Source organism: Pseudomonas sp. AC252 (genome assembly GCF_979258105.1).
In genome coordinates this window covers 2,345,452-2,359,906 of sequence record NZ_OZ409837.1, presented here as the reverse complement: position 1 = coordinate 2,359,906, position 14,455 = coordinate 2,345,452, and the positions used below count along the sequence as shown (strand labels likewise).

The window sequence follows — 14,455 nt, the reverse complement described above, 5'->3', positions numbered from 1 at the left end:
TTTTAACCTTTAAGCTGAGCCAGGGCGCGGTAATCCGCTCCCAGCGTGGCCTGTAGAACCTCTTTCGGATAATCGTCGGTCACTACCGCTTCGCCCATCCGGCGCAGCAGCACCAGGCGCAGACGACCGTCGATCACTTTTTTATCAATTGCCATGTGTTGGAGAAAATCGGCTTCGCTCATCTCTTCAGGCGGAATGACCGGCAGACCGGCCCGCTGGAACAGACGAATGCCGCGATCACGCTCCTGCTCGCTGATCCAGCCCAGGCGCGCGGACATTTCAAGCGCCATCACGGTACCAGCCGCCACCGCCTCGCCATGCAGCCAGACACCATAGCCCATGTGGGTTTCGATGGCGTGGCCGAAGGTATGGCCGAGATTGAGCGTGGCGCGCACGCCGGTTTCCTTTTCATCGGCGCCGACCACCGCAGCCTTGGCCGCGCAGGAACGCTCGATCGCATAGGTCAGCGCGGCCTGATCCAGCGCGCGCAGGGCGTCGACGTTTTCCTCGAGCCAGGTCAGGAACGGCTCGTCGCAGATCAGGCCGTACTTGATGACCTCCGCCAGACCCGCCGACAACTCGCGCTGCGGCAGGGTTTTCAGCGATGCGGTATCGATCAGCACTACGTTCGGCTGATAGAACGCGCCGACCATGTTCTTGCCCAGCGGATGGTTGATGCCGGTCTTGCCGCCGACCGACGAATCGACCTGCGACAACAGCGTGGTAGGAATCTGGATGAAATCGACACCGCGCTGATAACAGGCGGCCGCGAAACCGGCCATGTCGCCGATCACCCCGCCGCCCAAGGCGATCACGGTGGTGCGGCGGTCATGACGGGCGGTCAGCAAACCATCGAAAACCAGTTGCAGGGTTTCCCAGTTCTTGAAGGCTTCGCCATCAGGCAACACCACCGAGATCACCGAGAACTGCGCCAGGCTGCGGGTCAGACGTTCGAGATAGAGCGGCGCGACGGTTTCGTTGGAGATGATTGCCACCTGCCGCCCGTGGATATGCGGCGCCAGCAGTTCCGGCTGATCCAACAGACCTTCGCCAATATGAATCGGGTAGCTGCGCTCGCCTAGATCGACCTTGAGTGTCTGCATGTGTCCCCACAGTGAAGATGGAAGCAGGCATCCTGCCCTGAAATTATTGGTGTTCTGCGGCCTGTAGCGGTATGACGCCGCTCGCCCGGCATCCGCCACACCCTCGGCGGACGCTGACAGGACGCCGAGAATAGCGCATTTCCGCCGATGCTTTAACGGGGTGGCAACTGCGCGAGGCGGTCGAGAATGTCGAGCACCACCATGCGTGGCGGCCGCTCGTCGGTTTCCACCACCAGATCGGCGATTTCCCGATAAAGCGGATCACGGATTTCGAGCAGGTCACGCAAAGTTTTCGCCGGATCGGCGGTGCGCAGCAGCGGCCGATTGCGATCGCGGGAAGTGCGGCCGACCTGCTGCTCGACGGAGGCGTGCAGATACACCACGCGCCCGCCCTCATGCAGGGCCTTGCGATTGGCATCACGCATCACTGCGCCGCCGCCGGTCGCCAGCACCACGCCATCGAACGCGCACAGCTCGGCGATCATCGCCTGCTCGCGGTCACGAAAGCCGGGCTCGCCTTCCTTGTCGAAGATCCATGGGATATTGGCACCCGTGCGCAGCTCAATTTCCTTGTCGGAATCCTTGAACGGCAGGCGCAGCTCTTTGGCCAGCAATCGGCCGATGGTGCTTTTGCCAGCACCCATCGGTCCTACAAGTATCAAATTTCGCACAGAATCAACGACTCACAGCAATCGCCTGGTTATTCATGATACGCGGAGTGAGAAATACCAGCAGCTCGGATTTTTTCTCCGAAACCACATCACGCCGGAAAAGGCGGCCAAGATACGGCACATCGCCAAGAAATGGCACCTTATCTACAACCTTGCTCTGAGTATTTGAAAAAACACCGCCGATTACGATGGTCTCGCCGTCATTCACCAGCACTTTGGCGTTGACCTCGTTTTTCTTGATCGGCGGCACATCCTGCACTTTGTTCAGGTAGTCGGGCTCATCCTTGGTGACCTTGACCTCCATGATGATGCGGTTGTCGGGCGTGATCTGCGGGGTGACTTCCAGTGACAGCGAGGCCTCCTTGAACGACACCGACGTGGCGCCGCTGGAGCTGGCCTCCTGATACGGAATCTCGGTGCCTTTGAGGATTTTCGCGGTTTCCTTGTCCGAGGTGACCACCTTCGGCTGCGAGACGATTTCGCCGTTGCCGGTCTTTTCCATCGCCGTCAGTTCCAGATCCAGCAACACGTTGTCGGTGATGAAAGCGATACCGATCCCCGAAGTGTTGTTGACCGTGCCCATGTCGACGAACGGCGAGTTGGTGCCGGTGCTGCCCGGCGTGCCGATCGTGCTCGACGAACCGTTGACCCCGGAGGCGTTCCAGTTGCCCTTGTTCTGCACCGAACCGCCCCAGCGCACGCCCAGGCTCTTGTCATAATCGACGTTGGCCTCAACGATGCGCGCCTCGATCATCACCTGGCGCACCGGAATATCCAGTTGCGCGACGATCCGCCGCAATTCGTCGAGGCGATCCTGGGTCTGGTAGGCAATGATGTTGTTGGTCCGCTCATCAACGGTAATCGAACCGCGCTCGTCGACCTTGGCTTCGGCACTGGTCACCGACTGGAACAGCTTGGCAATGTCCGCCGCCTTCGCATAATTGACCTGCAGCAGCTCGCGACGCAATGGCGCCAGCTCGGCGATCTGCTTCTGCGACTCCAGCTCCTGACGCTCACGGGCGGCGATTTCATCGGCCGGCGCGACGAGCAGCACGTTACCGATCTTGCGTTTATCCAGGCCCTTGGTTTTCAGCACCAGATCCAGTGCCTGGTCCCACGGCACGTTCTGCAGGCGCAACGTGATGCCGCCCTGCACCGTGTCGCTTGCCACGAGGTTGAGATTGGTGAAGTCAGCGATCAGTTGCAGCACCGAGCGCACGTCGATGTCCTGAAAATTCAGCGAGAGCTTGTCGCCGACATAGGCCTGACGGTCGGCGTTGCGCTTTTGCAGGTCGTCGACGCTCATCGGCCGAACGCTCACGGTGAGCTTGTTGTCGGTCTGGAACGTGGAATAGTCGAAGGTGCCGCTGGGCTCGACGCTGATCACCGTGCGATCGCCGGTAACTGCTGCGTTGACGAACTGCACCGGGGTCGCGAAGTCCTTGACGTCGAGGCGCACGCGCAGTTTTTCCGGCAATTGCGTGCGGGCGAAGCTGAGGATGATCTTGCCATCGTGCTCCTGGATATCCGGGGCAATGGTCGGATCAGAGAGGTCGATGACCACGTTGCCCTCGCCTTCGGTGCCGCGCTGGAAATCGACGCCGCGAATCGCCCGGCTGCGCGGCAGCGAAGATCTGGCGGGTGCCGCACTGGCCGTGGCGGCACGCGGTGCAACGGCGGCCGGGCGCGGCGCAGTCGTCGAGGCGCCCTGGCCGACCACGACGAACAGATTATTGCCTTCGACCCGCGTGCTGTACGGCGCCAATTGCGTCAGGCTGACAATCAGCCGCGTGCGATCCTTGGCTTCGGCTACCGTGGCCGTGCGCGCGTTGCCGCTGCCCAGATCAAGATTCCTGTTGGCCAACTGGCTGGTCACGCCCGGCAGATCCAGTGCAATGCGTGCCGGTGACTCGGTTGTGTAGCCCTTGGGCTGTGGTGGCGGGCCGTCGAACGACAGCTTCAGTTCGACGCGGTCACCCGGCAGCGCGGCGACATCCAGCGCTTTCAGACTGGCCGCCATTACCATCGGTGACACCAGCGCTATCCATAGCGAAAAACCGAGGGTGGAGAAAATCCTGTTCATTGTTCGACTTCCACTATGAGTGCTCTTTCAAAGGAATGGTGCGCGGCCGCTCCAGCCAGGCGCCGGCGCCGTCGGGCACGATCTCGACGACATCGACCTGGGTGGCGCTGATGGCGACGATCCGGCCGTCGTTGCGGCCCAGGTAGTCGCCGACCTTGAGGCGATGCACTCCGCCCGCGCCGCGCAGCAGCGCAAACGAGCCCGAGGCATTGGCAATCGTGCCGACCATTTCGAACTGCTCGATATTGAACCCTTCAAGGTATTGCTTGACCCGGTTGGGGTCGGGTTTGACGTTGCGCGAGCCGTGCTTCTGCCCGGCCAGATCGACCCGCGCCTGCCGCGAAAACGGACTGCGCAAGTTGGCGGCGCTGTAAGTGAATGTGGGGTAAGACCGGAATGTCGGCGTTGGTTCAATCTTGCCCGCCGGGCGCAGGCGCACTTCGTTGAGGTACGCGTCGAGGTCGCTGAAGTCATCGCCTCCACTGCAGCCGCTCAGGACCAGCAGCATCGGCAGGACGAAATAACGAATCGGGGTCATTTTTCCAGCCCCTTATCGTTATAGCGATACGTCTTGGCGAGGATGCTCATGCGCAGCTTCGGCCCGCCTTCGGGGTTGGCCGGCGCCAGTTCGAAATCGTGCAGGGTGACGATGCGCGGAAGGCCGGCGACGCCGCTGACGAAGGTCGCAAGGTCATGATAGGCGCCAGTCACGGTGATCTGGATCGGCAGTTCAATATAGAACGGCTGGGTCACTTCCGGCAGCAGCTTGATCTCTTCGAACTCCAGGCCGCTGCCCAGACCGGTTCGGGTGATGTCTTCAAGCAGGCCCGGGACTTCGGTGTCGCTGGGCAATTGCCGCAGCAACACGCCGAAGGTGTTTTCCATTTCTTTCATCTGCTGGGTGTACAGCTCAAGGTTTGCCGACAGCCGCGCCTTGCTGGCGAACTGCTCCTTGAGGGTGGTTTCCTCTTCGCGCTTGAGCTCGAGCTGATTTTCCATATCACTGATGAAGAAGTAATAGCCAAGCGCGAGGATCAACACCATCACCAGCGCACCGCACAGGGTTTTTACTGCCGCCGGCCAGGAGCCGATATTGCTGGTGTCGAGGTCGTTGAAATCGATATTGCGCAGGCTTAGCAGCCACTCGGAGGCTTTCATTGCTCGTCCTCCGGCACCTTGGGCTGGGTCTGACGAACGGTCAACTGAAAGACATTGGCCTGTTCGACCTGATCGGCGCTGGTCGTCTTGACCTCATTCAGGCTCGGCGCGTCGAACCAGTCGGACGCATCAAGGTTGCGCATCAGCTCGGAAACCCGATTGTTCGACTCGGCCGCACCACTGATGGACAGGGTCTTGCCGGCCATTTTCACATCGGTGAAATACACACCGTCCGGCAACGTACGCGCCAGTTGATCGAAGATCCGCCCGCTGATCTGCCGGTTGCCCTGCAGGTCCTGAATGATGCGCATGCGCTCGACCAGTTGCTGGCGGCGCGCCTTGAGCTCACTGATCTGCTTGATGCGTTCGTCGACCACGGCGATCTGTTTGCCGATGTAATCGTTGCGCGCCATCTGCCGCTCGATCGCTGCGCTGATGATCTGATCGGCAATCAGCACTGCGCCGATCGAGCCGGCGAGCACGCCGATCAGGATCAGCAGGAAGCGTTTGCGCCGCTCTTCGCGGCGCTCCTCGCGCCAGGGTAGAAGGTTGATCCGCGCCATCAGTCGAAACTCCTGAGCGCGAGCCCGCAGGCGATCATCAATGCTGGCGCGTCACTGGCCAGCGCGCCGGCGTTGACCTTGCTGCCCAAAGCCATGTCGGCAAACGGGTTGGCCACTTGGGTCGGGGTGTTCAGACGCTGTTCGATCAGACGATCGAGCCCGGGCACCGAAGCCGTGCCGCCGGCGAGCAGGATATGGTCGACCGCGTTGTATTGGCCGGAGGCGAAGAAGAATTGCAGCGAACGCGAAACCTGCTGCACCAGCGCTTCACGAAATGGCTGCAAGACTTCACTCACGTAATCATCCGGCAGGCCGCCCTGCTTTTTCGCCAGTCCCGCCTGCTCGACCGTGAGGCCATAGCGGCGCTGGATCTCTTCGGTGAGCTGGCGTCCGCCAAACAGTTGCTCGCGGGTGTAGATGATCTTGCCGTTGTGCAGGACGCTGAGGGTGGTCATGGTCGCGCCGATGTCGACCACCGCCACGGTCAGGCGCTCCTGGGAGGCCGCCAGATGCGTCGCCAGCAGGCCGAACGAGCGCTCGAGTGCGTAGGCCTCGACATCGACCACCCGTGCAGTCAGACCGGCGAGCGCCAGCGCTGCTTCACGAACCTCGACGTTTTCCTTGCGACAGGCGGCAAGCAGCACGTTGACCCGTTCCGGGTTGCGCGGCGACACGCCCCGGACTTCAAAGTCGATGGCGACTTCGTCCAGCGGATAGGGAATGTATTGGTCGGCTTCGATCTTGAGCTGGTTTTCCAGCTCGTCGTCGGACAGCCCGGCGTCCATCTCGATGACCTTGGTGATCACCGCCGAACCGGCCACCGCTACTGCCACGCTCTTGACCCCGGTGCGCGCCTTGACCAGTACCCGGCTCAGCGCCTGGCCGACGCCCTCGAGTTCAGCGATGTTCTTTTCGACCACGGCGTTCGCCGGCAACGGCTCCACCGCGTAGGCCTCGACCCGGTAGCGCTCGCCCTGACGGCTCAGTTCCAGCAGCTTTACCGAGGTGGAGCTGATGTCGATCCCCAGTAACGCATTGGTCTTTTTATTGAAGAGTCCCAGCACTACCAATTCCCTATGACTTTCCGTGAGTTACGGACTCTGTAATACGCATTGCGTTCCTTGACCCCCGTCTTGACAGAAGCGTCAATGACGCCCCCGACGGAAAAGTGCTTATAATGCCCAGCGATTTTTTCCGCTTTTTACTGCCCGCGCGGATGGCTCTGTGTGTAACCGCAGCCCCGTGCCAAATTCATTCTTTGCCCTGGATGTACAAAAGCCTTGATTCGTCTGCTGAAATTTTTCGGTTGGTCCATCGTCGCCGTTTTCTGCGGACTGCTCTTAGGTCTCAGCGGCGCTTTTCTTTACCTTAGTCCGGGTTTGCCGTCTGTGGAGGCGCTGAGAAGCATTCAGTTGCAGATTCCTCTGCGCGTCTACAGCAGCGACAACAAGTTGATCGCAGAATTTGGCGAAATGCGCCGTACACCGATCCGTTTCGCCGACATTCCGCCCAATTTCATTAATGCGTTACTAAGTGCTGAAGACGACAATTTTGCCAATCACTATGGCGTTGACCCGAGCAGCCTGATGCGCGCGGCGACCCAATTGGTCAAAAGCGGACACATTCAGTCCGGCGGCAGCACCATCACCATGCAGGTGGCGAAGAACTTCTTCCTCACCAGCGAGCGCAGCTTCTCGCGTAAAACCACAGAAATTCTCCTGGCCCTGCAGATCGAGCGGCAGCTGACCAAGGACGAGATCCTTGAGCTGTACGTCAACAAGATCTATCTGGGCAACCGCGCCTACGGCATCGAGGCGGCGGCGCAGGTGTATTACGGCAAATCGATCCGTGACGTCAGCCTGGCGCAGATGGCGATGATCGCCGGCCTGCCGAAAGCACCGTCGCGCTTCAACCCGCTGGCCAACCCGGCGCGCAGTAAAGAACGCCGCGACTGGATCCTGGGGCGCATGTACAAGCTGGGCAAGATCAGCGAGGCCGACTACACCGCGGCGATCAACGAGCCGCTGAACGCCAGCTACCACGTGCCGACGCCGGAAGTGAACGCACCGTACATCGCCGAAATGGCCCGCGCCGAAATGGTCGGTCGTTATGGCAGCGACGCCTACACCGAAGGTTTCCGCGTCACCACCACAGTGCCGAGCAATCTGCAGGAAATGGCCAACACCGCGCTGCACGAAGGTCTGATGACCTACGACCAGCGCCACGGCTACCGCGGCCCCGAGTCGCGCCTGCCGGGCAAGACCCGCGAAGCCTGGGCCAGCGAGCTGACCAAGCAGCGCACCATCAGCAGCCTGGAACCTGCGATCGTCACCCAAGTCGATAAAACCGGCCTGCAAGTGTTGACCCGCACCGGTGAAGAGCACGTTGCCTGGGACACGATGAAATGGGCGCGACCGTTCCTCAATACCAACAGCATGGGCGCCAACCCGCGTCAGCCGTCGGATGTCGCGCAGGTCGGTGATCTGATTCGCGTGCAGCGCCAAAAAGACAATTCGCTGAAATTCAGCCAGATTCCGCAGGCGCAAGGCGCGCTGGTGTCACTGGATCCGCAGAACGGCGCGATCCGTTCGCTGGTCGGCGGTTTTGCCTTCGAGCAGAGCAACTATAACCGCGCTCTGCAGGCCAAGCGTCAGCCGGGGTCGAGCTTCAAACCGTTCGTTTACAGCGCCGCGCTGGATAACGGTTACACCGCCGCCACCCTGGTCAACGATGCGCCGATCGTGTTCGTCGACGAATACCTGGACAAGGTCTGGCGACCGAAAAACGACACCAACACCTTCCTCGGCCCGATCCGCCTGCGTGAAGCGCTGTACAAGTCGCGCAACCTGGTGTCGATCCGCTTGCTGCAAGCCATGGGCGTGGTCAAGACCATCGACTACATCACCCGTTTCGGTTTCAACAAGCAAGACCTGCCGCCGAACCTGTCGCTGGCACTCGGTACCGCGACGCTGACGCCGATGGAAATTGCCACCGGCTGGAGCACCTTTGCCAACGGCGGCTACAAGATCACCCCGTACATCATCGACAAGATCGAAAGTCGTAACGGCGACACGCTGTTCGTCGCCAATCCGCCGACCGTGCCACAGGGTGGTTCGGCGACCGACGGTATCGCTGCGCCGGCCACCGAGTCGTTCACGGTCAATGCCGCCCCGGTTGCCGGTGAAGCGCCGGGCAACCCGGCAGTGCCGCAAGCGCCGGCCGTAGCCGAGCGGATTGTCGATGGACGTACCACCTACATCCTCAACAGCATGCTGCAGGACGTGATCAAGCTCGGTACCGGCCGTCGCGCACTGGCCATGGGCCGCAGCGACATCGCTGGCAAGACCGGTACCACCAACGAATCGAAAGATGCGTGGTTCTCCGGCTACAACGCCGATTACGTGACCACGGTGTGGACCGGTTTCGACCAACCGGAAAGCCTCGGACGCCGTGAGTTCGGCGGCACCGTGGCGCTGCCGATCTGGATGAATTACATGTCCGCCGCGCTGAAAGACAAGCCGCCACATGTGCAGCCTGAGCCGGAAGGCTTGCTCAGCCTGCGGGTGGATCCGGTCAGTGGCCGCGCCGCGACGCCGAGCACGCCGGGGGCCTACTTCGAACTGTTCAAGACTGAAGACACACCGCCATCGGTGAACGAGCTGGGCAACGGCACCGTGCCAGGCAGCCCGCTGCCGGCGGATGAACAGGCGCCGATCGATCTGTTCTAGGGGAGCAGCTGCAAGCGCCAAGCTACAAGCGGTAAGCAAAAGCGCGAACGATGCACGCTTGCAGCTTGTAGCCCATAAAAAAACCCAGCACCAGGCTGGGTTTTTTTATGGGCGGCTGCTTTTAACCGTTGAACACGTCATCCACGCTTTTCAGCGGGTAGTTCTTCGGATACGGCAGGGTGGCCACGCCGGTCTCGATCGCGGCCTTGGCCACGGCGTCGGAGATCAGGGTGATCAGGCGCTTGTCCATTGGCTTCGGAATGATGTACTCACGGCCGAATTCCAGCGGAGCACCGCCGTAGGCATCGCACACGTCCTGTGGAACAGGCAGTTTGGCCAGTTCGCGCAGGGCGTTGGCGGCGGCGACTTTCATTTCTTCGTTGATGCGCTTGGCGCGAACGTCCAGGGCACCACGGAAGATGAACGGGAAGCCCAGCACGTTGTTGACCTGGTTCGGGTAGTCCGAACGGCCGGTGGCCATGATCACGTCGCTACGGGTGGCGTGCGCCAGTTCCGGGGAGATTTCCGGATCCGGGTTCGAGCAGGCGAACACGATCGGATTGGCCGCCATCGACAGCAGGCCTTCGGCGCTCAGCAGGTTCGGACCGGACAGACCGACGAATACGTCAGCGCCTGCCAATGCGTCAGCCAGGGTGCGCTTGTCGGTAGCGTGGGCGAATACGGCTTTGTACTGGTTCAGGTCGTCACGGCCGGAGTGAATCACGCCGGTACGGTCAACCATGAAGATGTTTTCGATGCGAGCGCCCATGCTCACCAGCAGTTTCATGCAGGAGATGGCGGCAGCACCGGCGCCGAGGCAGACAATCTTCGCTTCCGGCAGGGTTTTGCCAGCGATTTCCAGGGCGTTGATCATGCCCGCAGCGGTCACGATCGCGGTGCCGTGCTGGTCATCGTGGAACACCGGAATGTCGCACTGCTCGATCAGAGCGCGTTCGATCTCAAAGCACTCTGGCGCTTTGATGTCTTCCAGGTTGATGCCACCGAAGGTGATGGAGATGCGCTTGACGGTGTCGATGAAGGCTTGCGGGCTTTCCGAATCGACTTCGATGTCGAATACGTCGATGCCGGCGAAGCGCTTGAACAGCACGCCTTTGCCTTCCATTACAGGCTTGGAAGCCAGTGGGCCGAGGTTGCCCAGGCCCAGAATAGCGGTGCCATCGGAAATGACTGCCACCAGGTTGCCCTTGCCGGTGTATTTGTAGGCCAGTTCAGGATCGCGAGCGATCTCGCGCACTGGTTCAGCTACGCCGGGGCTGTAGGCCAGCGACAGGTCGCGGGCGGTAGCAGTGGCCTTGGTGAGCTCGACACTCAGCTTCCCCGGACGAGGATTGGCGTGGTATTCGAGAGCGGCAGTTTTCAGATCAGACATTTTGGCATTCCGCTTTTTTACTGTTGGACAGACTGGTCAGCGAGGATACGCGCCTCGCAAAGTCCCCACAAGACTGGGCAGTCACTGCTGTCAAGCGCCCTGCCCTACGACTTTGGGCCAAGAGCCACGGCGCACAAGGGCTGGACTGTTCACAATCAATCAGAAAAATGTCTACAATTTTTCTTCAGTGCGGTACGTGCAACATCGAAGGATCAGACAATGGCAGCAACCAGCGCGGCTGATCTTTTTGCAAACCACCGCGCCGCGATCGGTCTACCACCCAGCCACGTGCTTCGACCTGCTTGCCCTTCAGCGCCTGCAAGCGGGCGCTGTCGAATTGTCCCAGCAGATTGGGTGCAACCCGCAATACAAGCGTGTCCTGCAACTCGATCCATATTCCGCCGCGATTGCGCTGCACCTTGCTCACCCGACCGCTGACCACGGCGAAACCCGAACGCTGAATCTGCTGAGCCTTGATTACCGGGGATTGCCGCCAGAGACCAAGTCCGGCCTGTCGCGCGCGGCGTTCGGCGGCCTGCTGGCAGACGACCAAATCGACGTTCGGCGCCACGGCAACCTGAAACCCCAGGCCAGCGGCAAGCATCTGCGCTTCGAGATTGGCACCGCTGACGCTGTAAACATGCGCGAGCGTACGGCCGTAATGGTCTTTCGCCTGCTTGCCAGGCCGCAGACCGACGCGGCCGCCACTGTCATCGACCAGCGCCTGCAGGTGTTTGCGCGCCGCCACGGCGAACGGTTCGTCGCTGCGGCCCTTCTTGCCCAGCTCTGGCGTATTGAGGCCGATCATGCGCACGCTGCGACCATCACTCAGGCGCAGGGTGTCGCCATCGACCACCCGCTGCACGGAAACGCTGGTCAGCCCTGCGGGTGCCGGACAAAAGGCCTGGGCGGCGGACAGCCAAATCGCAGACACAAAAAAGGCGCCCGCAAGGGACGCCTTTTTCATCAGTCTGGAGAAGTCGAAGCGACCTTCCAAAATGATCAGCCTCAGGCTTTTTTGCCGACGCCGAAAGTAGCGAAACGGTCTGCGAACTTCTGCACACGGCCGCCGGTGTCCAGAGTCTTCTGCTTACCGGTGTAGAACGGGTGGCATTCGTTGCAAACGTCGATCGCCAGGGCTTTGCCGTAGGTCGAACGAGTTTCGAACTTGTTACCGCAGCTGCAGGTAACAGCGATTTCCGGGTAGTTCGGATGGATTTCGGCTTTCATGGTGTCTTCCTCAGGCTAGCGTGCCGCCACCCAACACTATTGTTGAATACCGCACGTAATTAGGCCGCGGATTCTACCAGACCTTTTCAATCGCGCAAGCTGTCACCGAGACCGACCGTCTGCTAGGCTCCCGGCCTTGAACGCATTACCCTGTGGGAGCGAGCTTGCTCGCGAATGCGTCGTGTCAGTCAATGTTCAAGCGCCTGATACACCGCCTTCGCGAGCAAGCTCGCCCCCACAATTATCTGCGTTCAACCCTTCTTTTGCGTTTATAGAGATCCCCCGCGTGCCCGACGCCATTCTGCACCTTGCCCTGCCTTCGCCTTTGCGCCGCCTGTTCGATTACCGGGCGCCGGCCGGGGTGCGGCGCGAGCAATTGCAGCCGGGCATGCGCCTGCGGGTGCCGTTCGGGCGGCGCGAGATGATCGGGATTCTGGTCGAGGTCACCGATACCAGCGAAGTGCCGGCAGAAAAACTCAAACCGGCACTGGCTCTGCTCGATACGACTTCGCCACTGCCGCCAGCGCTGTTCAAGCTGTGTCTGTGGACCGCGCAGTATTACCAGCACAGCCTTGGCGACACCTTGAACTGGGCCTTGCCGGTGCTGCTGCGTCAGGGTGAGCTGGCCGAGATACGGCAGGAACGCTTCTGGTCAATTGCCCCCGGCGCCAGCGTTGACGACCCTCGGGTCGCCCGTGCGCCGCGCCAGCGCGAGGCGCTGACCACTCTGGCCCAGCATCCCCACGGCGTGGCGCATCAGTTGCTGAGCAAACTGATGCTGAGCAAGGACAGCCTCGATCTGCTGCTGGCCAAGGGGCTGGTGCAGGTCGAAATCCGTCGCCACGCCCCCGGCGTTCGCCATGAACACTGGCTGGCGCAACCGGAGCTGCCGCTCAACAGTGAACAGCGCGCCGCGTATGAAGCGATTCGCGCCGGCTTCGACAGTTATCACGCCTTCCTGTTGGCCGGCGTCACCGGCAGCGGCAAGACCGAAGTCTATCTGCAACTGATCCGCGAGACCCTCGAAGCCGGCAAGCAGGCCTTGGTGCTGATCCCGGAGATCAACCTCGGCCCGCAGACCCTGGCGCGTTTCGAACAGCGCTTCAATGCGCGCATCGCCCTGCTGCACTCGGCGGTAAATGATCGCGAACGCCTGGAAGCCTGGCTCGCCGCCCGTGATGGCGAGGCCGACATTATTATCGGCACCCGCTCGGCACTGTTCACGCCAATGAAAAATCCCGGGCTGATCATCATCGATGAAGAACATGACGGTTCCTATAAACAGCAGGAAGGTCTGCGCTACCACGCTCGCGATCTGGCGCTGGTGCGCGCGCGGCAGGAAAACATCCCGATCGTGCTCGGCTCCGCCACGCCGTCGCTGGAAAGTCTGCACAACGCTTACACCGGCCGCTACGGCCTGCTGCGCCTGAACGAGCGCGCCGGCGGCGCCAAGCAACCGCGCTTTCTGCGTCTGGACGTCAAAAGCCGTCCGCTCGACAGCGGTATTTCCGGACCGATGCAGCAAGCCATCGGCCAGACCCTCGCCAACGGCCAGCAGGTGCTGGTGTTCCTCAACCGTCGCGGCTTTGCCCCGACCCTGCTCTGCCACGATTGCGGCTGGATGTCCGAGTGCTCGCGCTGCGATGCGCGCATGACCGTACACCAGCGTTACGGCGAGTTGCGCTGTCACCACTGCGGCAACGTTGAGCGCACGCCACGCCAGTGCCCGAAGTGCAGCAAGGTCGATCTGCGCCCGGTCGGCGCCGGTACCGAACGCGCCGAAGAACGCTTGGCGATTCTGTTTCCGGATTACCCGGTGCTGCGCGTCGATCGCGACAGCACCTCGCGCAAGGACGCGATGAATCAGCTGTTCGCGACGATCCAGAAAGGCCAGCCGTGCATTCTGGTCGGCACGCAGATGTTGGCCAAAGGGCACCATTTCCCACGGGTGACGCTGGTGTCGATCCTGGATGCCGACGGCGGCCTGTTCTCCGGCGACTTCCGCGCCAGCGAGCGCATGGCGCAGTTGATTGTCCAGGTCGCCGGGCGCGCCGGCCGGGCTGAGGAACCGGGCAGGGTGATCATCCAGACGCACCTCGCCGACCATCCTTTGTTGGTGCAACTGACCGAGCAAGGTTATTTCGCCTTCGCCGAACAAGCCCTGAGCGAACGCCGCGCGGCCGGGTTGCCGCCGTTTGCCCATCTGGCGCTGCTGCGCGCCGAAGCGCACAAGCCGGGGCAGGCGGAAGGTTTTCTCGATGAAGCGTGCAGCGAGGCCGAGCGCTTGCTGGCGGAATTGAATCTGAGCGGCATCGAATTGCTCGGGCCGGTGCCGGCGCCGATGGAGCGCCGTGCCGGGCGCTATCGCGCGCAACTGTTGTTGCAGGCGACCGCCCGGGCGCCGCTGCACCGGTTGCTGGCCAGCTGGATGCTGGTGCTGGAGCAGATGCCGAGCGGGCGGGCGGTGCGCTGGTCGCTGGATGTTGATCCGGTGGATCTGTATTGAGCTGAAGATCGCTTTCGCGAGCA

12 protein-coding genes are annotated in these 14,455 nt (G+C 61.5%); 2 read left to right on the top strand and 10 right to left on the bottom strand.

Going from position 1 to position 14,455, the window contains the following annotated elements:
* Positions 1-2 precede the first annotated feature (2 nt).
* The 7 genes from aroB to ACZZZ4_RS10900 all read right to left on the bottom strand — a co-directional run bounded on the left by aroB (position 3) and on the right by ACZZZ4_RS10900 (position 6,642).
* Positions 3-1,103, bottom strand: a complete 1,101-nt coding sequence (gene aroB, locus ACZZZ4_RS10930) for a 3-dehydroquinate synthase (RefSeq protein WP_039756682.1) — start codon at positions 1,101-1,103, stop codon at positions 3-5.
* A gap of 152 nt (positions 1,104-1,255) precedes the next feature.
* Positions 1,256-1,774: a shikimate kinase AroK gene (gene aroK, locus ACZZZ4_RS10925; protein ID WP_024011270.1), complete on the bottom strand. Its 519-nt coding sequence runs from the start codon at positions 1,772-1,774 to the stop codon at positions 1,256-1,258.
* Between the two features lie 4 nt (positions 1,775-1,778).
* Complete coding sequence (gene pilQ, locus ACZZZ4_RS10920) at positions 1,779-3,857, bottom strand: type IV pilus secretin PilQ (RefSeq protein WP_463547796.1); 2,079 nt, start codon at positions 3,855-3,857, stop codon at positions 1,779-1,781.
* 13 nt (positions 3,858-3,870) lie between these two features.
* Positions 3,871-4,395 (bottom strand): pilus assembly protein PilP, encoded by a 525-nt coding sequence (locus ACZZZ4_RS10915; RefSeq protein WP_463547795.1) that lies wholly within the window; start codon positions 4,393-4,395, stop codon positions 3,871-3,873.
* Entirely contained in the window at positions 4,392-5,015 is a 624-nt protein-coding gene (gene pilO / locus ACZZZ4_RS10910; RefSeq protein WP_039756677.1) for a type 4a pilus biogenesis protein PilO, read from the bottom strand. Before pilO ends, ACZZZ4_RS10915 begins: the two co-directional genes overlap by 4 nt.
* On the bottom strand, positions 5,012-5,578 hold the full coding sequence (locus tag ACZZZ4_RS10905) for a PilN domain-containing protein (RefSeq protein WP_463547794.1): 567 nt from the start codon (positions 5,576-5,578) through the stop codon (positions 5,012-5,014). The genes pilO and ACZZZ4_RS10905 overlap by 4 nt, the downstream gene beginning before the upstream one ends.
* Positions 5,578-6,642 (bottom strand): pilus assembly protein PilM, encoded by a 1,065-nt coding sequence (locus tag ACZZZ4_RS10900; protein WP_463547793.1) that lies wholly within the window; start codon positions 6,640-6,642, stop codon positions 5,578-5,580. The genes ACZZZ4_RS10905 and ACZZZ4_RS10900 overlap by 1 nt, the downstream gene beginning before the upstream one ends.
* A 219-nt stretch (positions 6,643-6,861) precedes the next feature.
* Between ACZZZ4_RS10900 and ACZZZ4_RS10895 the strand changes: the two genes are divergently transcribed.
* The gene (locus tag ACZZZ4_RS10895) at positions 6,862-9,306 is read left to right on the top strand and encodes a penicillin-binding protein 1A (protein WP_463549270.1); all 2,445 of its coding nucleotides are present in this window, start codon (positions 6,862-6,864) and stop codon (positions 9,304-9,306) included.
* Between the two features lie 121 nt (positions 9,307-9,427).
* Here the strand turns inward: ACZZZ4_RS10895 and ACZZZ4_RS10890 are convergent, their stop codons facing one another.
* From ACZZZ4_RS10890 to rpmE, 3 genes are all read right to left on the bottom strand, one after another.
* A complete protein-coding gene (locus tag ACZZZ4_RS10890; RefSeq protein ID WP_129998265.1) occupies positions 9,428-10,696 on the bottom strand; it encodes a malic enzyme-like NAD(P)-binding protein in 1,269 nt (422 codons plus the stop codon).
* A 184-nt stretch (positions 10,697-10,880) separates the two neighbouring features.
* Positions 10,881-11,663 carry a thermonuclease family protein gene (locus ACZZZ4_RS10885; protein WP_463549269.1) on the bottom strand — a complete coding sequence of 261 codons (783 nt, stop codon included), beginning with the start codon at positions 11,661-11,663 and terminating at the stop codon, positions 10,881-10,883.
* Between the two features lie 41 nt (positions 11,664-11,704).
* Positions 11,705-11,926 carry a 50S ribosomal protein L31 gene (rpmE, locus tag ACZZZ4_RS10880; protein ID WP_016772055.1) on the bottom strand — a complete coding sequence of 74 codons (222 nt, stop codon included), beginning with the start codon at positions 11,924-11,926 and terminating at the stop codon, positions 11,705-11,707.
* Between the two features lie 286 nt (positions 11,927-12,212).
* On the opposite strand from rpmE, the gene ACZZZ4_RS10875 reads away from it, so the two are divergent.
* Positions 12,213-14,432 carry a primosomal protein N' gene (locus tag ACZZZ4_RS10875; RefSeq protein WP_463547792.1) on the top strand — a complete coding sequence of 740 codons (2,220 nt, stop codon included), beginning with the start codon at positions 12,213-12,215 and terminating at the stop codon, positions 14,430-14,432.
* Positions 14,433-14,455: the final 23 nt, after the last annotated feature.